Genomic DNA, 17,448 nt, shown 5'->3' with positions numbered 1-17,448 from the left:
GATTCCGCTAGGAATCCTCCGTGTCCTCGGTGTCCTCCATGTCCGCCCAGTCCTCCTCGCCGACGCCTCCTACGCCGAGCAGGCGGCGGGTCAACTGGTCGCGGTCGGAGAGGAGTTCGTCCAGGGCGGACCGGACGTCCTCGGGGTCGGTGGACGCCGATTCCCGCTCGGCCGCGATCAGCACGGAACGTCGTACCAGCTCCTTGGTGAAGGAGGCGGTCGTGCCCTCGGTGCGGGCCACCGCCTCGTCGGCGATCTCCTTGCCGAGGTCAAGTCCGGAGCCGTACAGATCGAGGAGTCGGGCGCGGCCCGCGGCGTCCGGGAGGGGGATCTCGACGGCCAGGTCGACACGGCCGGGGCGCTGGACGAGGGCCGGTTCGAGGAGGTCGGCGCGGTTGGTGGTGAGGAGGAAGGCGACATCGGCGTCGTCGCCGAGGCCGTCCATCTCGTTCAGCACCTGGAAGAGCAGGGGCTGGTCACCGTTTGCGTAGTCGCGGGCCTCGGCGATCAGGTCGCAGTCCTCCAGGACGACGAGGGCCGGCTGGAGCATCCGGGCCAGCGAGCAGGCCGGGCCGATCGCCTCGATGCTGGTGCCGGAGAGGATCACGACCGTGAACTCCGGGAGGTGGGAGAGGAGATAGCGGATCGTGTGGGTCTTGCCGGTGCCGGGCGGGCCGTACAGGAGGAGTCCGCGGCGCAGGTGCTGGCCGGCCGCGCGGAGCTGGTCGCGGCGCCGGGCGACGCCCACGACCTGGCGTTCGACGCGGTCCAGGAGGCCGTCGGGCAGCACGATGTCGTCCCGGGTGAGGCCGGGGCGGCGGTGGAAGCGGAACGGGCCGAGGCCGTGCCCGAACTCGGAGCCCTCGAAGGAGAGGACCTGGCCGCGGAAGACGTTCCGGGCGCGGATCAGCGCGTCGATCTCTTCGAGCAGCCGGTTGGCGAACTCCGTCCGCTGGGCGAGGACCTCGATCTCGACCTTGTTGCGCCCGTACTCGTCACGCGGTCCGCGCAGCAGTACCGCGAACCGTTCGTCGCCCTCCTTGCCGAGGTAGAACCCGCAGGAGACGCAGGCGAGTTCCTGGTCGGGCGACACGGGCAGGTGGGCGTAGTCGACGGCGCCGAGCACGAACCGGTCGTAGCGGTCGGCCGAGTCGAGGATGTCGCCGAGGGTGAGGTCGCCGTGGTGCTGGCCGCCCCGCATGCCGACCAGTTCGTAGGAGCGGTCGTCGGCGGCGAACCAGCGCTCCAGGGCGAGATGGACGTTGGGCAGGTCGTAGGGCGCGTAGGCCGCCTTGACCACCGGGCGGTCGGTGGGCGGGGAGCCGAGATGGTCGCGCAGGCGCTTGCTGAGGTCGCGGTCGCCGTCCGCGCCCTTGCCGCGCGGCCGGGCCACGGCCATCAGGAACTCGGTGAACAGTTCGTTGACCTGGTCCAGGGAGAGGGGCGACGCCTCCCGCCCCGCTCCGTACCGGGCCCTGTGCTCGTCCGAGCTGACGATCTCCACCTCGTGCGACTCCCCCATACCCGCCTCCATGCGTCCCACCGTCGAGGCCTCCCAGCGTGGGCCCGGACACACAGGCAGGTCAAAGGAATTGGGGTGAGTGTCGAACGAACAGGCCGAGCGGCCAGGCTACGGGGGGTGCCTGGCCGCTCGGGGTATGCGGGGTCTGCCTTTCCGGCGGAGCGCCTACGCCTTCGCCAGCTCCTTCTCGCCGCCCTGTTCGGGAACGTCCGCGACGTCACCGTCACCGTCGTCCAGCAGGGTCTTCTCGTCGAACGGGGCGTGCCCGGCGAGGACCTGATCCACCCGCTCGCGGTCGATCTCCTTGGTCCAGGTGCCGATCAGCACCGTGGCGACCGCGTTGCCCGCGAAGTTCGTCAGGGCGCGGGCCTCGCTCATGAAGCGGTCGATGCCGACGATGAGTCCGATGCCGTCGACGAGCGCGGGCTTGTGGGACTGGAGTCCGCCCGCGAGGGTGGCGAGACCGGCGCCGGTGACACCCGCCGCACCCTTCGAGGCGACCAGCAGGAACAGCAGCAGCGGGATCTGCTCGCCGATCGACATCGGCGTACCCATCGCGTCGGCGATGAACAGGGACGCCATGGTCATGTAGATCATGGTGCCGTCGAGGTTGAAGGAGTAGCCGGTCGGGACGGTGATGCCGACCACCGGCTTGCTGACGCCCAGGTGCTCCATCTTCGCGATGAGCCGCGGCAGCGCGGACTCGGAGGAGGAGGTGGACAGGATCAGCAGGAACTCACGGCCCAGGTACTTGAAGAGCGACAGGATGTTCATGCCCGCGACGATCCGCAGAAGCGCGGCGAGCACGATGAAGACGAAGAGGAAGCACGTGATGTAGAAGCCGAGCATCAGCACGGCGAGACTCTTGAGCGCGTCAAGACCCGCGGAGCCGGTGACCGCGGCGATGGCACCGAAGGCACCGATCGGGGCGGCCCACATCACCATGGCGAGGACGCGGAAGACGAGGCGCTGGATGTGCTCGACACCGCGCAGGATCGGCTGGCCGGTGCCACCCATGGCCTGCAGCGCGAAGCCGACGAGGAGGGCGACGAGGAGGGTCTGCAGGACCTCGCCGCCGGTGAACGCGGAGACGATCGTGGTCGGGATGATGCCGAGCAGGAACTCCTCGGTGGTCTTGGCCTCCGTGACCTGCGCCTGTCCGGTCTCCTTGACCGCCTCGGTCACCGCGAGGCCCGTGCCCGGCTCGACGATGTTGCCGACGATCAGGCCGATACCGAGGGCGACCAGCGACATGACCGTGAAGTAGCCGAGGGCGATACCGCCGACGGCGCCGACCTTCGCGGCCTTCCGCACCGAGCCGATGCCCAGCACGATCGTGCAGAAGATGATCGGCGAGATCATCATCTTGATCAGGTTCACGAAGCCCGTGCCGATCGGCTTGAGCTCCACCGCGAAGTCGGGGGCGATCAGACCCACGGCGATTCCGATGGCAACCGCGGCGATCACTGCGATGTACAGGTAATGGGTGCGGTCCCGTTTGGCTCGGGGTGCGGCAGGTGCCGTATCGGCTGCGCTGGTCACGGCGGCCTCCTTGACGTCGTCGTCGGCATCACCGGCGTGCGGCTCACGTCCGGGAGATTGCGGAGATTTAAGGGGATTTTTGGTAGATCACCCCGGGAGCGTCGCTTCCGGGTTGCCGTGACTATCTCCCGCCCTGTGAGGGCGGTCACCCTTCCGTTCATTTAGTTCATGCTTAACGCGGGAGGCACACTGACGACATGCACATGCGCCTCCCGAGACCCCGCAGCCTGGCCGGCCAGCTCTTCGCCGTGCAGGCCGTGCTGCTCACGGTCGTGGTCCTCGGATATGCGCTGTTCACCTACGTCAGCGACCGCGACCAGGCCGAGGACGCGGCGGGGCGCCAGGCCATGGGGGTGGCACGCTCGGTCGCCGACTCCCCCTCCGTGCGGGAGGCGATCCGCACGTCCGACCCGAGCGCCCGGCTCCAGCCGTACGCGCTGCGGGTCATAGAGGACGCCGACGTCGACTTCGTCACGATCATGAACCCGCGGGGCATCCGCTGGACCCACCCCGACCCGGACCAGATCGGCCAGCCGTTCCTCGGTCACATCACCCGTGCGCTGAGGGGCGAGTCCTTCACCGAGACCTACACGGGCACGCTCGGCCCGTCGGTCCGGGCGGTCACCCCGGTCGAGGACGGCGGGAAGGTCGTCGGCCTGGTCAGCGCGGGCATCAAGGTCGAGGCGATCAGCAAACGGGTCCAGGGCCAGCTGACCGCGCTCATCGGCGTCGCGGCCGGCGCTCTCGCCCTCGGCGCGATCGGCAGCTACGTCGTCAATGCCCGGCTGCGCCGCCACACCCACGGCATGAACGCGGCCGAGCTGAGCAACATGCACGACTACCACCAGGCCGCCCTGCACGCCGTACGCGAGGGTCTGCTGATGCTCGACGGGCAGTACCGCGTGGCGCTGATCAACGACGGGGCGCGGGAGCTGCTCGGGGTGAGCGAGGACGTCGTGGGCCGCTCGGTCGCCGACCTGGGACTGCCCGCCCCGCTCACCGGCGCGCTGCTCGCGTCGGAGCCGCGGGTGGACGAGGTGCATCTGACGGCGGACCGGGTACTCGTGATCAACACCTCGCCGGTGCTGGGCGGCCAGCGGAAGGGTACGGTCGTCACCCTGCGCGATGTTACCGAACTCCAGTCCCTCATGGGCGAGTTGGACTCCGAACGCGGCTTCACCCAGGCGCTGCGCTCGCAGGCGCACGAGGCGGCGAACCGGCTCCACACGGTGGTCTCGCTGATCGAGCTGGGCCGCGCCCAGGAGGCCGTGGACTTCGCGACCGCCGAGCTGGAGCTGGCGCAGGCGCTGACCGACCAGGTGGTGGCCGCGGTGAGCGAGCCGGTCCTCGCGGCGCTGCTGCTCGGCAAGACGGCTCAGGCGAACGAGCGGGGCGTGGAGCTGGTGGTCTCGGACGAGAGCAGCCTGGACGACGGTCTGCTGCCGTCGTCGCTGCCCGCCCGGGACCTGGTGACCATCCTGGGCAACCTCATCGACAACGCGGTGGACGCGGCGCAGGGCAGCGTACGGGGGCGGGTGACGGTGACGGCGTACACGAGAGGTGGTGAGCTGGTGCTGCGGGTGTCCGACACGGGTGCGGGCGTCGATCCGGCGCACGCGGAGGCGGTCTTCCAGCGCGGCTTCTCGACCAAGCCGGCGGGACCGGGCGGGCGGGGTCTCGGCCTGGCCCTCGCACGGCAGGCGGTCACCCGGCACGAGGGTTCGCTGACGGTGGCGGAGGCGGCCGGGGGCGGAGCGGAGTTCGAGGTGCGGCTGCCGCTCGGCAGCCCGGTGTCCGAGCGTGCGGTGTCCGGAGGTGGCGTATGACAGCGGCCGAGCAGCCCATCCGGGTCCTGGTCGTGGAGGACGACCCGGTCGCCGCCGACGCACACGTCCTGTACGTCGACCGGATCCCCGGCTTCGTCGCGGTCGGCAAGGCGCACACGGGCGCGGAGGCGCGTCGCGCGCTGGACCGTACGCCGGTGGATCTGCTGCTGCTGGATCTGCATCTGCCGGATGTGCACGGGCTACAACTGGCCCGCTCACTGCGGGCGGCCGGGCATCACGCGGACGTGATAGCGGTGACGTCGGCGCGGGACCTGGCCGTGGTGCGCGAGGGCGTCTCACTGGGCGTCGTGCAGTACGTCCTCAAGCCCTTCACCTTCGCGACCCTGCGGGACCGGCTCGTCCGGTACGCCGAGTTCCATGCGGCGGCGGGCGAGGCGAGCGGCCAGGACGAGGTCGACCGCGCGCTGGCGACCCTGCGGGCACCGAGCCCGGCCGCCCTGCCGAAGGGGCTCAGCGCACCGACGCTGGAGACGGTGTCGGTGGCGCTGCGGGACTGCGCGGACGGTCTGACGGCGACGGGCGTCGCGGAGGCGGTGGGGATTTCGCGGATCACCGCCCGCCGGTATCTGGAGCATCTGGTGCACGCGGGAAGGGCGGCGCGGAGCCCGCAGTACGGGACCGTGGGGCGGCCCGAGTTGCAGTATCGCTGGGTGAAGGGCCAATAGAGCTTGTGCAGGGTCATTGACCTGACTAGACCACTCCTCTTACGTTCACGGGCAGCCACCCCGGCCACAACGAAGTGAGCCTGTAGGAGGTCGTGCCCGTGCGCCCCACCGCCGTTCTTCCCACCCTCGTCGCAGCCGTTCTCACCGCCACCGCCCTCACCGCCTGCGGCGGCGGATCCGGCAGCGACCCCGACACCGTGAAGGTCTCCTTCAAACAGTCCACGGACAACAACATCAAGGTGATGGACACGTTCCTCGCCGACATCAAGAAGCAGTTCGAGAAGGCGAACCCCGGCAAGAAGGTCGAGCTCGTCCCGATCAAGGCCGCGGACTCGGAGTACTACACCAAGGTCCAGCAGATGCTCCGCTCCCCGAAGACGGCCCCGGACCTGGTCTACGAGGACACCTTCCTCATCAACTCCGACATCACCAGCGGGTATTTGAAGCCCCTGGACGACTACCTCGCGAAGTGGCCGGACTGGAACCAGTTCATCGACACGGCCAAGGCCGCGGCCAAGGGCGAGGACGGGAAGACGTACGGCGTCCCGGACGGTACCGACACCCGCGGACTCTGGTTCGACAAGGCGATCTTCGCGAAGGCCGGTCTGCCCGCCGACTGGCAGCCGAAGACCTGGGACGACGTCCTCGAAGCCGCCCGCACGATCAAGGAGAAGGTCCCCGGCGTCACGCCGCTCAACGTCTACACCGGCAAACCCGTCGGCGAGGGCGCCACCATGCAGGGCTTCCAGATGCTGCTGTACGGCACGAACGACGGCAAGACCGACCCGTTGTACGACCATGCGTCGAAGAAGTGGATCGCGGGCGGTCAGGACTTCAAGGACTCGCTCCAGTTCGTCGAGACGGTCTACAAGGAGAAGCTCGGCCCGGACGTCTCCGACGCCCTCGACCCCAACTTCGGCACCCGGGTCCGCGGCGAACTGCTGCCCGAGGGCAAGCTCGGCATCAACCTCGACGGCTCCTGGCTGCCGCAGGACTGGCTGGAGGGCAGCGGTCACGAGTGGCCGGAGTGGTCCCAGAAGCTCGGACTCGCCGCGATGCCCACGCAGAACGGCCAGGCCCCCGGCAAGGTGAGCATGTCCGGCGGCTGGACCTGGGCCATCCCGGACAAGGCGAGCAACCCCGACCTCGCCTTCAAGTTCATCGAGGCGATGCAGACGAAGGCGAACGCCCAGAAGTGGTACATCGCCAACTCCGGTATCGCCGTCCGCAAGGACGTCGCCGCCGACCCCGCCTACGTCCAGGCACAGCCCGGCATCAAGTTCTTCACCGACCTGGTCGCCAGCACGCACTACCGGCCCGCCTACCCGGCGTACCCGAAGGTGTCCACCGCCATCCAGGAGGCGATGGAGGGCGTGACGACGGGCGACATGTCGGTTGAGGAGGCGGCGAGCGGCTACGACGAGGCGCTCAAGGCGGCGACCGACGACCAGGTCGTCGAGAAGTGAACGGCGGCGACCGTACATGACCGCAGCCGCACCGCACGCGGGCCCGGAGACCGCCGAGATTCCTCCGGGCCCGCCGGGTCCGCCCCCCGTGCCACCGAAGAACCAGCTCCGTCGAACCCTGACCCGCGTCCTTCCCGTCTCCCCCGCCTTCATCCTCCTGCTCCTCTTCCTCGCGGGCCCGATCGCCTACTGCGCCTATATCGCCTTCACCGACCTCCAGCTCACCGGGCAGGCCGAGTCGTCGTTCGTCGGGTTCGAGAACTTCCGTACGGCGTTCCAGGACGAGGCGTTCCTGAACGCCGTATGGCTGACGCTGGTGTTCACGGTGCTGTCGGCGCTGGTCGGCCAGAACACGCTGGGGCTGGCGCTGGCGGCGCTGATGCAGCGGGCGTCGAAGCCGGTGCGTACGCTGACCGGCGGCATCGTGGTCACGGCGTGGGTGCTGCCGGAGGTGGTCGCCGGCTTCCTCCTGTACGCGTTCTTCCGCCGCGAGGGCACCCTGAACGCCATCCTGGACTGGCTCCATCTCCCGTCCCAGAACTGGCTGTTCACCCTGCCGATCCTCGCGGTGTCCTTCGCGAACGTCTGGCGCGGCACGGCCTTCTCGATGCTGGTCTACTCGGCCGCGCTGAACGAGATCCCCAAGGAGATCACCGAGGCCGCCGAGGTGGACGGCGCGAGTGGCTGGCGCCGTATGTGGCACATCACGCTGCCGATGATCCGCCGTTCGATCGGCACGAACCTGATGCTCAACACCCTCCAGACGCTGTCCGTCTTCGGGCTGATCTGGGTGATGACACGGGGCGGGCCCGGCGGCAAGAGCCAGACGCTCCCGCTGTTCATGTACGAACAGGCCTTCCAGAACAGCATGATCGGCTACGGCACGGCGGTCGCCCTGCTGCTGTTGCTGGTCGGCTCCGTCTTCTCCCTCGTGTACATGCGCCTGCTGCGGACGGAGGTCTGACGCCATGGCACTCACGCTCACATCGCGCCGCACGCGCCACCGACTGGCCGCGGATGCAGGGCTGTTGGTGGTCGCCGCGGCCTTCTGCCTGCCGCTCGCCTGGGTGGTGCTGTCCGCCCTCGACCCGCATGCGGACCTTCGGGTGAAGGCCCCCGACGGGCTCACCTTCGACAACTTCGACGCGATCATGACCCAGGACATCATCTTCACACCGCTGCTGAACAGCCTGATCCTGTGCGGCGGCGCGACCCTGCTGACCGTGGTCTGCGCGGCGCTCGCGGCCTACCCGCTGTCCCGCTTCCGCTCCCGTCTGAACCGCCCGTTCCTGCTGTCGATCCTCTTCGCGACGAGCCTGCCGATCACGGCGATCATGGTGCCGGTGTACGCGCTGTTCGTGCAGGTCGATCTCATCGACACCATGCAGGGCACGATCTTCTTCTTCGCCGCCTCTCAACTCCCCTTCGCCATCTGGCTGATGAAGAACTTCATGGACGGCGTGCCGAAGGAGCTGGAGGAGGCGGCGTGGACGGACGGGGCGTCGTCCCTCCAGTCGCTGGTCCGGATCGTGCTGCCGCTGATGGGGCCGGGCGTGGCGGTGGTGACGGTGTTCTCGTTCGTGATGATGTGGGGGAACTTCTTCGTCCCCTTCATGCTGCTGCTGACGCCGGACCAGATGCCGGCGGCGGTGAGCATCAACGAGTTCTTCGGGAACCGGGGGACTGTGGTGTACGGACAGCTGGCGGCGTTCTCGATCATCTACTCGACGCCGGTGATCCTGCTGTACGTTCTGGTCGCCCGGCGGCTGGGCGGGGGGTTCGCGTTGGGCGGGGCGGTCAAGGGGTGAGGGGTTCGGATTGCGCCGCGGGTTTTTCACCTTCGCGGGTCCGGCAGACGTACGGATGATGACGTCCCTGTGTGACATGGCACGGGCCCCACCGTGCTGAGGCACAGGACGTCAGGCGTCACCAGACGCTGACGCATATGCCTCTCCGCCTTGCCATTCGCAGGTTGCCGCCCGCCTCCAGGGCGGCCCCGGCAGTCGCACCGGCACCTCACCGGGCAGCCTTGGGCCATCCCGACAGTCTCGGACACACGGCCGAAACCGTACGTTCCTACAATCTGTGATCCTGGCCGAACTGACCGTAGTCATCCCACTCCCACGCCCCTAGCTTGTGGCCCGTGCGCCGACCCCAAGCTCTGCCGAACCAGCCAGGTCCCCCCTTCAACGCCCCCGCCGCCCGCAGACTCCGTGCCGCTCTCGGCATGGGGCCCGAACATGTCGCCCACGACATGCGCGCCTCGTACGGGCTGCCGTATGTCAGCCCGGATCTCGTCGTCGCCTGGGAACGCGGCGCCCTCACCCCCACCAGCCCGGAACTCACCGCGCTGGCAGGCGTGTTGTGGTGCTCACCGGGTGAACTGATCGGGCAGCCGCGGACCTTGCGCGAGCATCGCATCGCCCGTGGGCTGGCGCCCGAGGACGTCGCCCGTACCGTCGGGCTCGAACTCCTCGCGTACATGCGGATGGAGGAGACCGACGACTGGCGCGGCACCGACCGTCAGTCCTCCGCCCTGGCCGGACTGCTCGATCTGTCGCTCCCCGACTTCGTCACCGTCACCGGCCGCAATCCGAAGCTGGCCGGGCTGCTGCGCGGCGCCGTGACGACGCGCTGGCAGGCGTACGTCCGGCCGGTCGGGAAGATGGTGCACCTGGACCGGCGCCTCCTGGAGGACACCCTCCAGGAGCTGCACCAGGACTACCAGGGGCGGATGGTCGCCACGCTCAGCTGGGGTGGCGGCGGGGAAGGATCGGGCGCGTCCGGCCTCGACTTCCTCGACCGGATCCTGGACCATTTCTGGATCCGGGTCAGTGATCGTTCTCCAGATGGAGTTTGAGCAGGTCCACGCCGTAGTCGCCGCCGTTCGGCGTGCGAATGACGGTGTGGATGTGCTGCTGGGTCGGCGTTCCGTTCGGGCCGCCCATGCCGCCGCCGCTGTCCTTGTTGCCGTAGGCCAGTGGGGACTGGGCGTCGTACTCGATGAGGACGACCGGGCTGTGCACGCGGTAGTAGAAGGCCGAGCTGTCCTTGGTCTCGCCGATCCAGTAGAAGTACGTCTCGTCGAGGTGGTCCTCGACCTCCGCCAGCCTGACCTGGGCGTGCCCCGAGTTCATGTAGCCGACGTAGACGCCGACCAGGTCGAGCAGCTTCTGCCGCTGCGCGGAGGTGAGTTCGGCGCACTTCAGGCCCTCGTAGGCGAGCTCCAGGTTGTCCGCGCCCGCGCCCGCCTTCATGTCCGCGCCGCTCTTCTCCGCCGTGCTGGAGATCGCCTCGGCCTGCTGGGCCTCGGTCAGGGTGCGCAGCATCGCCAGGCCCGCCGTGGTCTCCTTCTTGAAGGTGACGATCTTCTCGCCCTGGTAGGTCGCCGAGGTCGGCTCGGAGCCCATGAAGGTCGGCGTCATGACGACCTGGTCGCCCAGGACGAAGTAGTTGATGGCGACGTGATGGCCCTCGTACTGGAAGCCCCACGGCTTCGTGGTCGACGGGGTGCCCATGACGGTGAAGTAGTAGTGGCCCTCGGTGAGGGTCTCCTTGCCGCCGCCGTTGTAGTCGCCCAGGAACGCGTTGAGCTTCATGATGTTGCGGGTCTGGGTGAGCCCGTCGGCGGACAGGGCCTTGCCGAGCAGCGCGTACCCGAGGCCCTGCTGCTTCTCGGTGAGGTCGCCCATGCGGACGCCCTCGCGCTCGTAGCCGTCGACGTTGCTCCAGGCCAGCCATTCGTCGGCCTGGATGTCGAACAGGGTGGCCTTCTGCTGCGTCTTGGAGAGCCCGTCCAGAAAGGCCTGCGCGGCCTTGACGATCCCGTCGGTGGAGACGTCGGTGGAGTGGATCGAGTACAGGTCGTCGACGATGGTGCCGTCGGTGGTGAGGCCCTTGAAGTCGGCGTACTTGACCTCGGAGGCGCCGGGGCCCATGCCCCCGGGTGCGCCGGAGGGCATGCCGCTCGGGGCGGCGGAGGACGACGAGGACGTGCTCGCCGAGTCGGGGGAGACGTTGGAGCAGCCGGTCATGGTCGCCACCGCGGCGACGCCGCCGGCGAGCAGCGCCTTGTTCATGAACCAGCGGCGGCTGCGATCGGCTTCAGGGGTGCGTGGTCGGTGTCCGTGCATGCGGACCAAGGTCTTGGGTGAACCTGAAGCGTCCCTGAATCCGACCTGTGAGAATCCGGTGGACCCGTGGGGTTGAGATCGGCGGCTAGAACACCGACTCCGCCTCGTCCATACGGTCCTTCGGCACCGTCTTCAGCTCGGTGACCGCTTCCGCAAGCGACACCATCACGATGTCCGTGCCGCGCAGGGCAGTCATCATGCCGAACTCGCCCCGGTGCGCGGCCTCCACCGCGTGCCAGCCGAAGCGGGTGGCGAGGACACGGTCGTACGCGGTCGGTGTGCCGCCGCGCTGGACATGGCCGAGGATGACCGGCTTGGCCTCCTTGCCGAGCCGCCGCTCCAGCTCGAACGCCAGGGCCGTACCGATGCCCTGGAAGCGCTCGTGGCCGAACTGGTCGATCTCGCCCTTGCCGTAGTCCATGGAGCCCTCGGCGGGGTGCGCGCCTTCGGCGACGCAGACGACGGCGAACTTCTTGCCGCGGGCGAAGCGCTCCTCGACCATCTTGACCAGGTCGGCCGGGTCGAAGGGGCGCTCGGGCAGGCAGATGCCGTGGGCGCCGGCCGCCATGCCGGACTCGAGCGCGATCCAGCCCGCGTGCCGGCCCATGACCTCGACGACCATCACGCGCTGGTGGGACTCGGCGGTGGTCTTCAGGCGGTCCATGGCCTCGGAGGCCACCCCGACCGCCGTGTCGAAGCCGAAGGTCCGGTCCGTCGAGGAGATGTCGTTGTCGATCGTCTTCGGGACGCCCACGACGGGCAGGCCCGCGTCGCTCAGCATGCGCGCCGCCGTGAGCGTGCCCTCGCCGCCGATCGGGATCAGCGCGTCGATGCCGAAGTCACGGGCGATGTCGGGCGCGTTGTCGCAGGCCTCGCGGAGCCGGTCGCGTTCCAGCCGGGAGGAGCCGAGGATGGTGCCGCCGCGGGCGAGGATGCCGCTGACGCCGTCCAGGTCGAGGGTGCGGTAATGGCCGTCGAGCAGACCCGCGTACCCGTCCTCGAAGCCGATCACCTCGTCGCCGTACTGCGCGACCGCTCGGTGCACGACCGACCGGATCACGGCGTTCAGGCCGGGGCAGTCGCCGCCTGCGGTGAGAACTCCGATACGCATCGTGCTGTGTCTCCTGCTCGCTGTTGATACCGGTGAGCCAGTCCGATTGTTTCACGTCGCTCAGGGTGACGTCGGTTCCTCGGAGCTGACGGGCGCCTTATCCACCGGCAAGGGTATTGTCAAGAGGGTTCTGCTCACCCTGGTGGGCGATTTTTGTGAGCCGGAAATCCAGCGAGAACACACCCAGCAGACGAAACGGAGAGCACGCGTGACGCGCAGCGTGTACGTGACCGGTATCGACCGCGGCGACGGCCGCCAGGTCGTCGAGCTGGGGGTCATGGAACTCCTGACCCGGCAGGTCGACCGGGTGGGCGTCTTCCGCCCCCTCGTCCACGACGGACCCGACCGGCTGTTCGAGCTGCTGCGCGCCCGGTACCGGCTCTCCCAGGACCCGGCGACGGTCTACGGCATGGACTACCACGAGGCCTCCGCGCTCCAGGCCGAGCGGGGAGCGGACGAGCTGGTCTCCACCCTCGTCGACCGGTTCCATCTGGTGACCCGTGACTACGACGTCGTCCTCGTCCTCGGCACCGACTACGCCGACACCCAGTTCCCCGACGAGCTCTCCCTCAACGCACGGCTGGCGAACGAGTTCGGCGCGTCCGTGATCCCGGTGGTCGGCGGCCGGGGGCAGACCGCCGAGTCGGTCCTCGCCGAGACCCGCAACGCCTACCGCGCCTACGACGGCCTCGGCTGCGACGTCCTCGCCATGGTCACCAACCGGGTCGCCCGCGAGGACCGCGACCGGATCGCCGAGCGGCTCACCGACCGGCTGCCCGTGCCCTGCTACGTCGTGCCCGACGACCCCGCCCTCGCCGCGCCCACCGTCGCCCAGATCCGCCACGCCCTCGGTGCCAAGGTGCTGCTCGGCGACGACTCCGGGCTCGCCCGTGACGCGCTCGACTTCGTCTTCGGCGGCGCGATGCTGCCGAGCTTCCTCCCCGCGCTGACCCCGGGCTGCCTGGTCGTCACCCCGGGCGACCGCGCCGACCTGGTCGTCGGCTCACTCGCCGCGCACAGCGCCGGCACCCCGCCGATAGCGGGCGTACTGCTGACCCTCGACGAAGTACCCAGCGACGACGTCCTGACCCTCGCCGCCCGTCTCGCCCCGGGCACCCCGGTCCTCTCGGTGCCCGGCAACAGCTTCCCCACCGCCGCCGAACTCTTCGGCCTGGAAGGGAAGTTGAACGCGGCCACCCCGCGCAAGGCGGAGACCGCGCTCGGCCTGTTCGAGCGGTACGCCGACACCGGCGATCTGCTGAAGCGGGTCAGCGCCCCGAGCAGTGACCGCGTCACCCCGATGATGTTCGAGCACAAGCTCCTGGAACAGGCCCGCTCGGACATGCGCCGGGTCGTCCTCCCGGAGGGCACCGAGCCCCGCGTCCTGCACGCCGCCGAGGTCCTGCTGCGCCGCGGCGTCTGCGACCTCACCCTCCTCGGCCCGGTCGACCAGATCCGCAAGAAGGCCGCCGACCTCGGCATCGACCTCGGCGACTCCCAGCTGATCGACCCGGCCACCAGCGAGCTGCGCGACGCCTTCGCCGAGAAGTACGCGGCCCTGCGCGCCCACAAGGGCGTGACCGTGGAGCTGGCGTACGACGTCGTCTCCGACGTGAACTACTTCGGCACGCTGATGGTGCAGGAGGGCCTGGCCGACGGAATGGTGTCGGGGTCCGTGCACTCCACCGCGGCCACGATCCGTCCCGGCTTCGAGATCATCAAGACCAAGCCGGACGCCTCGATCGTCTCCTCCGTCTTCTTCATGTGCCTCGCCGACAAGGTGCTCGTCTACGGCGACTGCGCGGTCAACCCCGACCCGAACGCCGAGCAGCTCTGCGACATCGCCATCCAGTCCGCCGCCACCGCCGGGCAGTTCGGCGTGGAGCCCCGGATCGCGATGCTGTCGTACTCGACCGGTACGTCCGGCTCGGGCGCCGACGTCGACAAGGTGCGCGAGGCGACCGAGCTGGTACGGCTGCGGCGGCCCGACCTGAAGATCGAGGGGCCGATCCAGTACGACGCCGCCGTCGAGCCGACCGTCGCCCGCACCAAGCTGCCGGAGTCCGAAGTCGCCGGCCAGGCAAGCGTGTTGATCTTCCCCGACCTCAACACCGGCAACAACACCTACAAGGCCGTGCAGCGTTCGGCCGGCGCGATCGCCGTCGGCCCCGTCCTCCAGGGTCTGCGCAAGCCGGTCAACGACCTGTCCCGCGGTGCCCTCGTCCAGGACATCGTCAACACCGTGGCCATCACGGCGATCCAGGCCCAGACCCCGACCGAGAAGGCAACCGCCCAGTGAGCGCGACCCGCGTCCTCGTCCTCAACTCCGGCTCCTCGTCGGTGAAGTACCAGCTGCTCGGCATGAGCGACGGCAGCCGGCTCGCGGTGGGCCTCGTCGAGCGGATCGGCGAGGAGACCTCCCGGCTCAAGCACACGCCGATGGGCGGCGAGGCCCGCGAGTGGACCGGCGCGATCGCCGACCACGAGGCCGCGCTGAAGGCCGTATCGACGGAGCTGGCCAAGGACGGACTGGGCCTCGACTCCCCCGAGCTGGCCGCGATCGGCCACCGGGTCGTACATGGCGGCAAGTTCTTCACCGAGCCGACCGTCGTCGACGACGCCGTCCTCGCCGAGATCGAGCGGCTCATCCCGGTCGCCCCGCTGCACAACCCGGCGGGTCTCGCCGGCATCCGCACCGCCCGGGCGCTGCGCCCCGACCTGCCCCAGGTCGCCGTCTTCGACACCGCGTTCCACACGACGATGCCGGAGTCGGCCGCGCGCTACGCGATCGACGTGAAGACCGCCGACGAGCACCGGATCCGCCGGTACGGCTTCCACGGGACGTCCCACGCGTATGTGTCCCGGGCGACCGCCGAGCTGCTGGGCAGGTCGCCGGAAGAGGTGAACGTGATCGTGCTGCACCTCGGGAACGGTGCGTCCGCTTCGGCGGTCAGGGGCGGTCGATGTGTCGACACCTCCATGGGGCTGACGCCTTTGGAGGGGCTGGTGATGGGTACGCGGTCCGGGGACATGGACCCTGCCGTCATCTTCCATTTGATGCGTGTTGGCGGAATGTCCACGGACGAGATCGACACTCTTCTCAACAAGAAGAGTGGCCTGATCGGTCTGTGCGGTGACAACGACATGCGGGAGATCCGCCGCCGGATCGACGAGGGTGACGAACAGGCGCGGCTGGCCTTCGACATCTACATTCACCGCCTGAAGAAGTACATCGGCGCCTATTACGCGGTACTCGGAAGAGTGGATGCGGTCGCGTTCACGGCGGGAGTCGGGGAGAACGCGAGCGCGGTGCGGGAAGCTGCCGTGGCGGGCCTGGAGGAGCTGGGCCTGACGGTCGACGGCGAGCTGAACGCCGTACGGAGTGACGAGCCGCGGCTGATCTCGCCGGAGTCCGCGCGGGTTGCCGTCGCCGTGGTGCCGACCGATGAGGAACTGGAGATTGCGACACAGACGTACGCGCTCGTGAATGGATCTCGGAATCTCACCTGAGCGGTATCCCGCCCCTTTGTATTTTCCGCCAGACGGAATATTCCGCAGCGAAACAAACCGATAGGATCGCCCTCATGCGCCGTTCGAAAATCGTCTGTACTCTCGGCCCCGCGGTCGACTCCCACGAACAGCTCGTGTCGCTGATCGACGCCGGCATGAACGTGGCCCGCTTCAACTTCAGCCACGGCACGCACGCCGAGCACCAGGGGCGGTACGACCGTGTCCGCGCCGCCTCCAAGGAGACCGGCCGCGCCATCGGCGTCCTCGCCGACCTTCAGGGCCCCAAGATCCGCCTGGAGACCTTCGCCGAAGGCCCCGTCGAGCTGGAGCGCGGTGACGAGTTCGTCATCACCACCGAGGACGTCCCGGGCGACAAGCACATCTGCGGTACGACCTACAAGGGCCTGCCCGGTGACGTCTCCCGCGGCGACCAGGTCCTGATCAACGACGGCAACGTCGAGCTGAAGGTGCTGGACGTCGAGGGCCCGCGGGTCAGGACGATCGTCATCGAGGGCGGTGTCGTCTCCGACCACAAGGGCATCAACCTGCCCGGCACGGCCGTCAACGTCCCGGCACTGTCCGAGAAGGACGTCGAGGACCTCCGCTTCGCCCTCCGCATGGGCTGCGACATGGTCGCCCTGTCCTTCGTGCGGGACGCCAAGGACATCGACGACGTCCACCAGGTGATGGACGAGGAGCGCCGCCGGGTCCCCGTCATCGCCAAGGTGGAGAAGCCGCAGGCGGTGGAGAACATGGAGGGCGTCGTGATGGCGTTCGACGCCGTCATGGTGGCCCGCGGTGACCTGGCCGTCGAGTACCCGCTCGAGAAGGTCCCCATGGTGCAGAAGCGCCTCATCGAGCTGTGCCGGCGCAACGCCAAGCCGGTGATCGTGGCGACCCAGATGATGGAGTCGATGATCACCAACTCCCGCCCGACACGCGCCGAGGCGTCCGACGTGGCCAACGCGATCCTGGACGGCGCGGACGCGGTGATGCTGTCGGCGGAGTCCTCGGTGGGCGCCTACCCGATCGAGACCGTGAAGACGATGTCGAAGATCGTCGTCGCGGCAGAGCAGGAGCTGATGTCGAAGGGCCTCCAGCCCCTCGTCCCCGGCAAGAAGCCGCGCACACAGGGCGGTTCGGTCGCCCGCGCCGCCTGCGAGATCGCCGACTTCCTCGGCGGCAAGGGCCTGATCGCCTTCACCCAGTCCGGCGACACGGCCCGCCGCCTCTGCCGCTACCGGGCTTCCCAGCCGATCATCGCCTTCACGACGGACGAGTCCACCCGCAACCAGCTCACGCTGAGCTGGGGCGTGGAATCCCACGTCGTCCCCTTCGTCAACAGCACCGACGAAATGGTCGACCTGGTCGACGGCGAGGTCCTCAAACTGGGCCGCTTCAACGCGGGCGACACCCTCATCATCACGGCGGGGTCGCCTCCTGGGGTGCCGGGGACGACGAACATGGTGCGAGTGCATCATCTGGGGGGCGAGGCGAAGTAACTCCCGGGCCCTACAAGGCCCTTGCGCGGTGCTGAGGGCGCCCCCCTGTGGGCAGGGGGGCGCCTCGGGCGTCTCATGAGCCGGACGGGTCTGTGCCCCGCCGGGCGTTGACCCTGCGGGGCACAGACCTGCGCAGTTCGCTGCGGTTCG

Annotated in this window: 13 protein-coding genes; 9 read left to right on the top strand and 4 right to left on the bottom strand. The window is 69.0% G+C overall.

Features of this window, described 5'->3' with window-relative positions; translation table 11 throughout:
* Positions 1-7: 7 nt before the first annotated feature.
* Together KCH87_RS22095 and KCH87_RS22090 are read right to left on the bottom strand one after the other, a co-directional pair.
* Positions 8-1,522 carry an ATP-binding protein gene (locus KCH87_RS22095; RefSeq protein ID WP_210587937.1) on the bottom strand — a complete coding sequence of 505 codons (1,515 nt, stop codon included), beginning with the start codon at positions 1,520-1,522 and terminating at the stop codon, positions 8-10.
* 165 nt (positions 1,523-1,687) lie between these two features.
* Positions 1,688-3,064, bottom strand: coding sequence for a cation:dicarboxylate symporter family transporter (locus tag KCH87_RS22090; protein WP_210587936.1), 1,377 nt, complete (start codon positions 3,062-3,064; stop codon positions 1,688-1,690).
* Between the two features lie 197 nt (positions 3,065-3,261).
* On the opposite strand from KCH87_RS22090, the gene KCH87_RS22085 reads away from it, so the two are divergent.
* The 6 genes from KCH87_RS22085 (at position 3,262) to KCH87_RS22060 (ending at position 9,902) form a co-directional block, all read left to right on the top strand.
* Positions 3,262-4,890 (top strand): sensor histidine kinase, encoded by a 1,629-nt coding sequence (locus KCH87_RS22085; RefSeq protein WP_210587935.1) that lies wholly within the window; start codon positions 3,262-3,264, stop codon positions 4,888-4,890.
* Positions 4,887-5,576, top strand: a complete 690-nt coding sequence (locus tag KCH87_RS22080) for a response regulator (RefSeq protein WP_210587934.1) — start codon at positions 4,887-4,889, stop codon at positions 5,574-5,576. The genes KCH87_RS22085 and KCH87_RS22080 overlap by 4 nt, the downstream gene beginning before the upstream one ends.
* A gap of 92 nt (positions 5,577-5,668) precedes the next feature.
* Positions 5,669-7,042 carry an extracellular solute-binding protein gene (locus KCH87_RS22075; protein ID WP_210587933.1) on the top strand — a complete coding sequence of 458 codons (1,374 nt, stop codon included), beginning with the start codon at positions 5,669-5,671 and terminating at the stop codon, positions 7,040-7,042.
* 16 nt (positions 7,043-7,058) lie between these two features.
* Entirely contained in the window at positions 7,059-8,006 is a 948-nt protein-coding gene (locus KCH87_RS22070) for a carbohydrate ABC transporter permease (RefSeq protein ID WP_210587932.1), read from the top strand.
* Positions 8,007-8,010: 4 nt separating this feature from the next.
* Positions 8,011-8,850: a carbohydrate ABC transporter permease gene (locus KCH87_RS22065; RefSeq protein ID WP_210587931.1), complete on the top strand. Its 840-nt coding sequence runs from the start codon at positions 8,011-8,013 to the stop codon at positions 8,848-8,850.
* 335 nt (positions 8,851-9,185) lie between these two features.
* Positions 9,186-9,902, top strand: coding sequence for an XRE family transcriptional regulator (locus tag KCH87_RS22060; RefSeq protein WP_374199015.1), 717 nt, complete (start codon positions 9,186-9,188; stop codon positions 9,900-9,902).
* Here the strand turns inward: KCH87_RS22060 and KCH87_RS22055 are convergent.
* On the bottom strand, positions 9,874-11,175 hold the full coding sequence (locus KCH87_RS22055; protein WP_210587929.1) for a DUF3500 domain-containing protein: 1,302 nt from the start codon (positions 11,173-11,175) through the stop codon (positions 9,874-9,876). The two genes, KCH87_RS22060 and KCH87_RS22055, sit on opposite strands and share 29 nt — an antisense overlap.
* Before the next feature lie 85 nt (positions 11,176-11,260).
* Positions 11,261-12,286 (bottom strand): ATP-dependent 6-phosphofructokinase, encoded by a 1,026-nt coding sequence (locus tag KCH87_RS22050; RefSeq protein WP_210587928.1) that lies wholly within the window; start codon positions 12,284-12,286, stop codon positions 11,261-11,263.
* A 208-nt stretch (positions 12,287-12,494) separates the two neighbouring features.
* Here KCH87_RS22050 and pta point away from each other — a divergent pair, with 208 nt between their 5' ends.
* The 3 genes from pta (at position 12,495) to pyk (ending at position 17,298) form a co-directional block, all read left to right on the top strand.
* Entirely contained in the window at positions 12,495-14,585 is a 2,091-nt protein-coding gene (gene pta / locus KCH87_RS22045; RefSeq protein WP_210587927.1) for a phosphate acetyltransferase, read from the top strand.
* Positions 14,582-15,796, top strand: a complete 1,215-nt coding sequence (locus KCH87_RS22040; protein WP_210587926.1) for an acetate kinase — start codon at positions 14,582-14,584, stop codon at positions 15,794-15,796. The genes pta and KCH87_RS22040 overlap by 4 nt, the downstream gene beginning before the upstream one ends.
* Before the next feature lie 74 nt (positions 15,797-15,870).
* Positions 15,871-17,298: a pyruvate kinase gene (pyk, locus tag KCH87_RS22035; RefSeq protein WP_210587925.1), complete on the top strand. Its 1,428-nt coding sequence runs from the start codon at positions 15,871-15,873 to the stop codon at positions 17,296-17,298.
* Positions 17,299-17,448 lie beyond the last annotated feature (150 nt).

It is taken from the genome of Streptomyces sp. GESEQ-35 (assembly GCF_017948485.1).
In the GTDB taxonomy this organism is placed as follows: domain Bacteria; phylum Actinomycetota; class Actinomycetes; order Streptomycetales; family Streptomycetaceae; genus Streptomyces.
Note: the sequence above shows the minus strand (reverse complement) of the source record. Positions and strands in the feature narration are given on the sequence as shown.

Coding starts and splice junctions, on each gene's coding strand:
- KCH87_RS22085 (WP_210587935.1), top strand. CDS start 3,262: ATGCACATGCGCCTCCCGAGACCCCGCAGCCTGGCCGGCCAGCTCTTC.
- pyk (WP_210587925.1), top strand. CDS start 15,871: ATGCGCCGTTCGAAAATCGTCTGTACTCTCGGCCCCGCGGTCGACTCC.
- KCH87_RS22095 (WP_210587937.1), bottom strand. CDS start 1,522: ATGGGGGAGTCGCACGAGGTGGAGATCGTCAGCTCGGACGAGCACAGG.
- KCH87_RS22050 (WP_210587928.1), bottom strand. CDS start 12,286: ATGCGTATCGGAGTTCTCACCGCAGGCGGCGACTGCCCCGGCCTGAAC.
- KCH87_RS22065 (WP_210587931.1), top strand. CDS start 8,011: ATGGCACTCACGCTCACATCGCGCCGCACGCGCCACCGACTGGCCGCG.
- KCH87_RS22055 (WP_210587929.1), bottom strand. CDS start 11,175: ATGCACGGACACCGACCACGCACCCCTGAAGCCGATCGCAGCCGCCGC.
- KCH87_RS22080 (WP_210587934.1), top strand. CDS start 4,887: ATGACAGCGGCCGAGCAGCCCATCCGGGTCCTGGTCGTGGAGGACGAC.
- KCH87_RS22070 (WP_210587932.1), top strand. CDS start 7,059: ATGACCGCAGCCGCACCGCACGCGGGCCCGGAGACCGCCGAGATTCCT.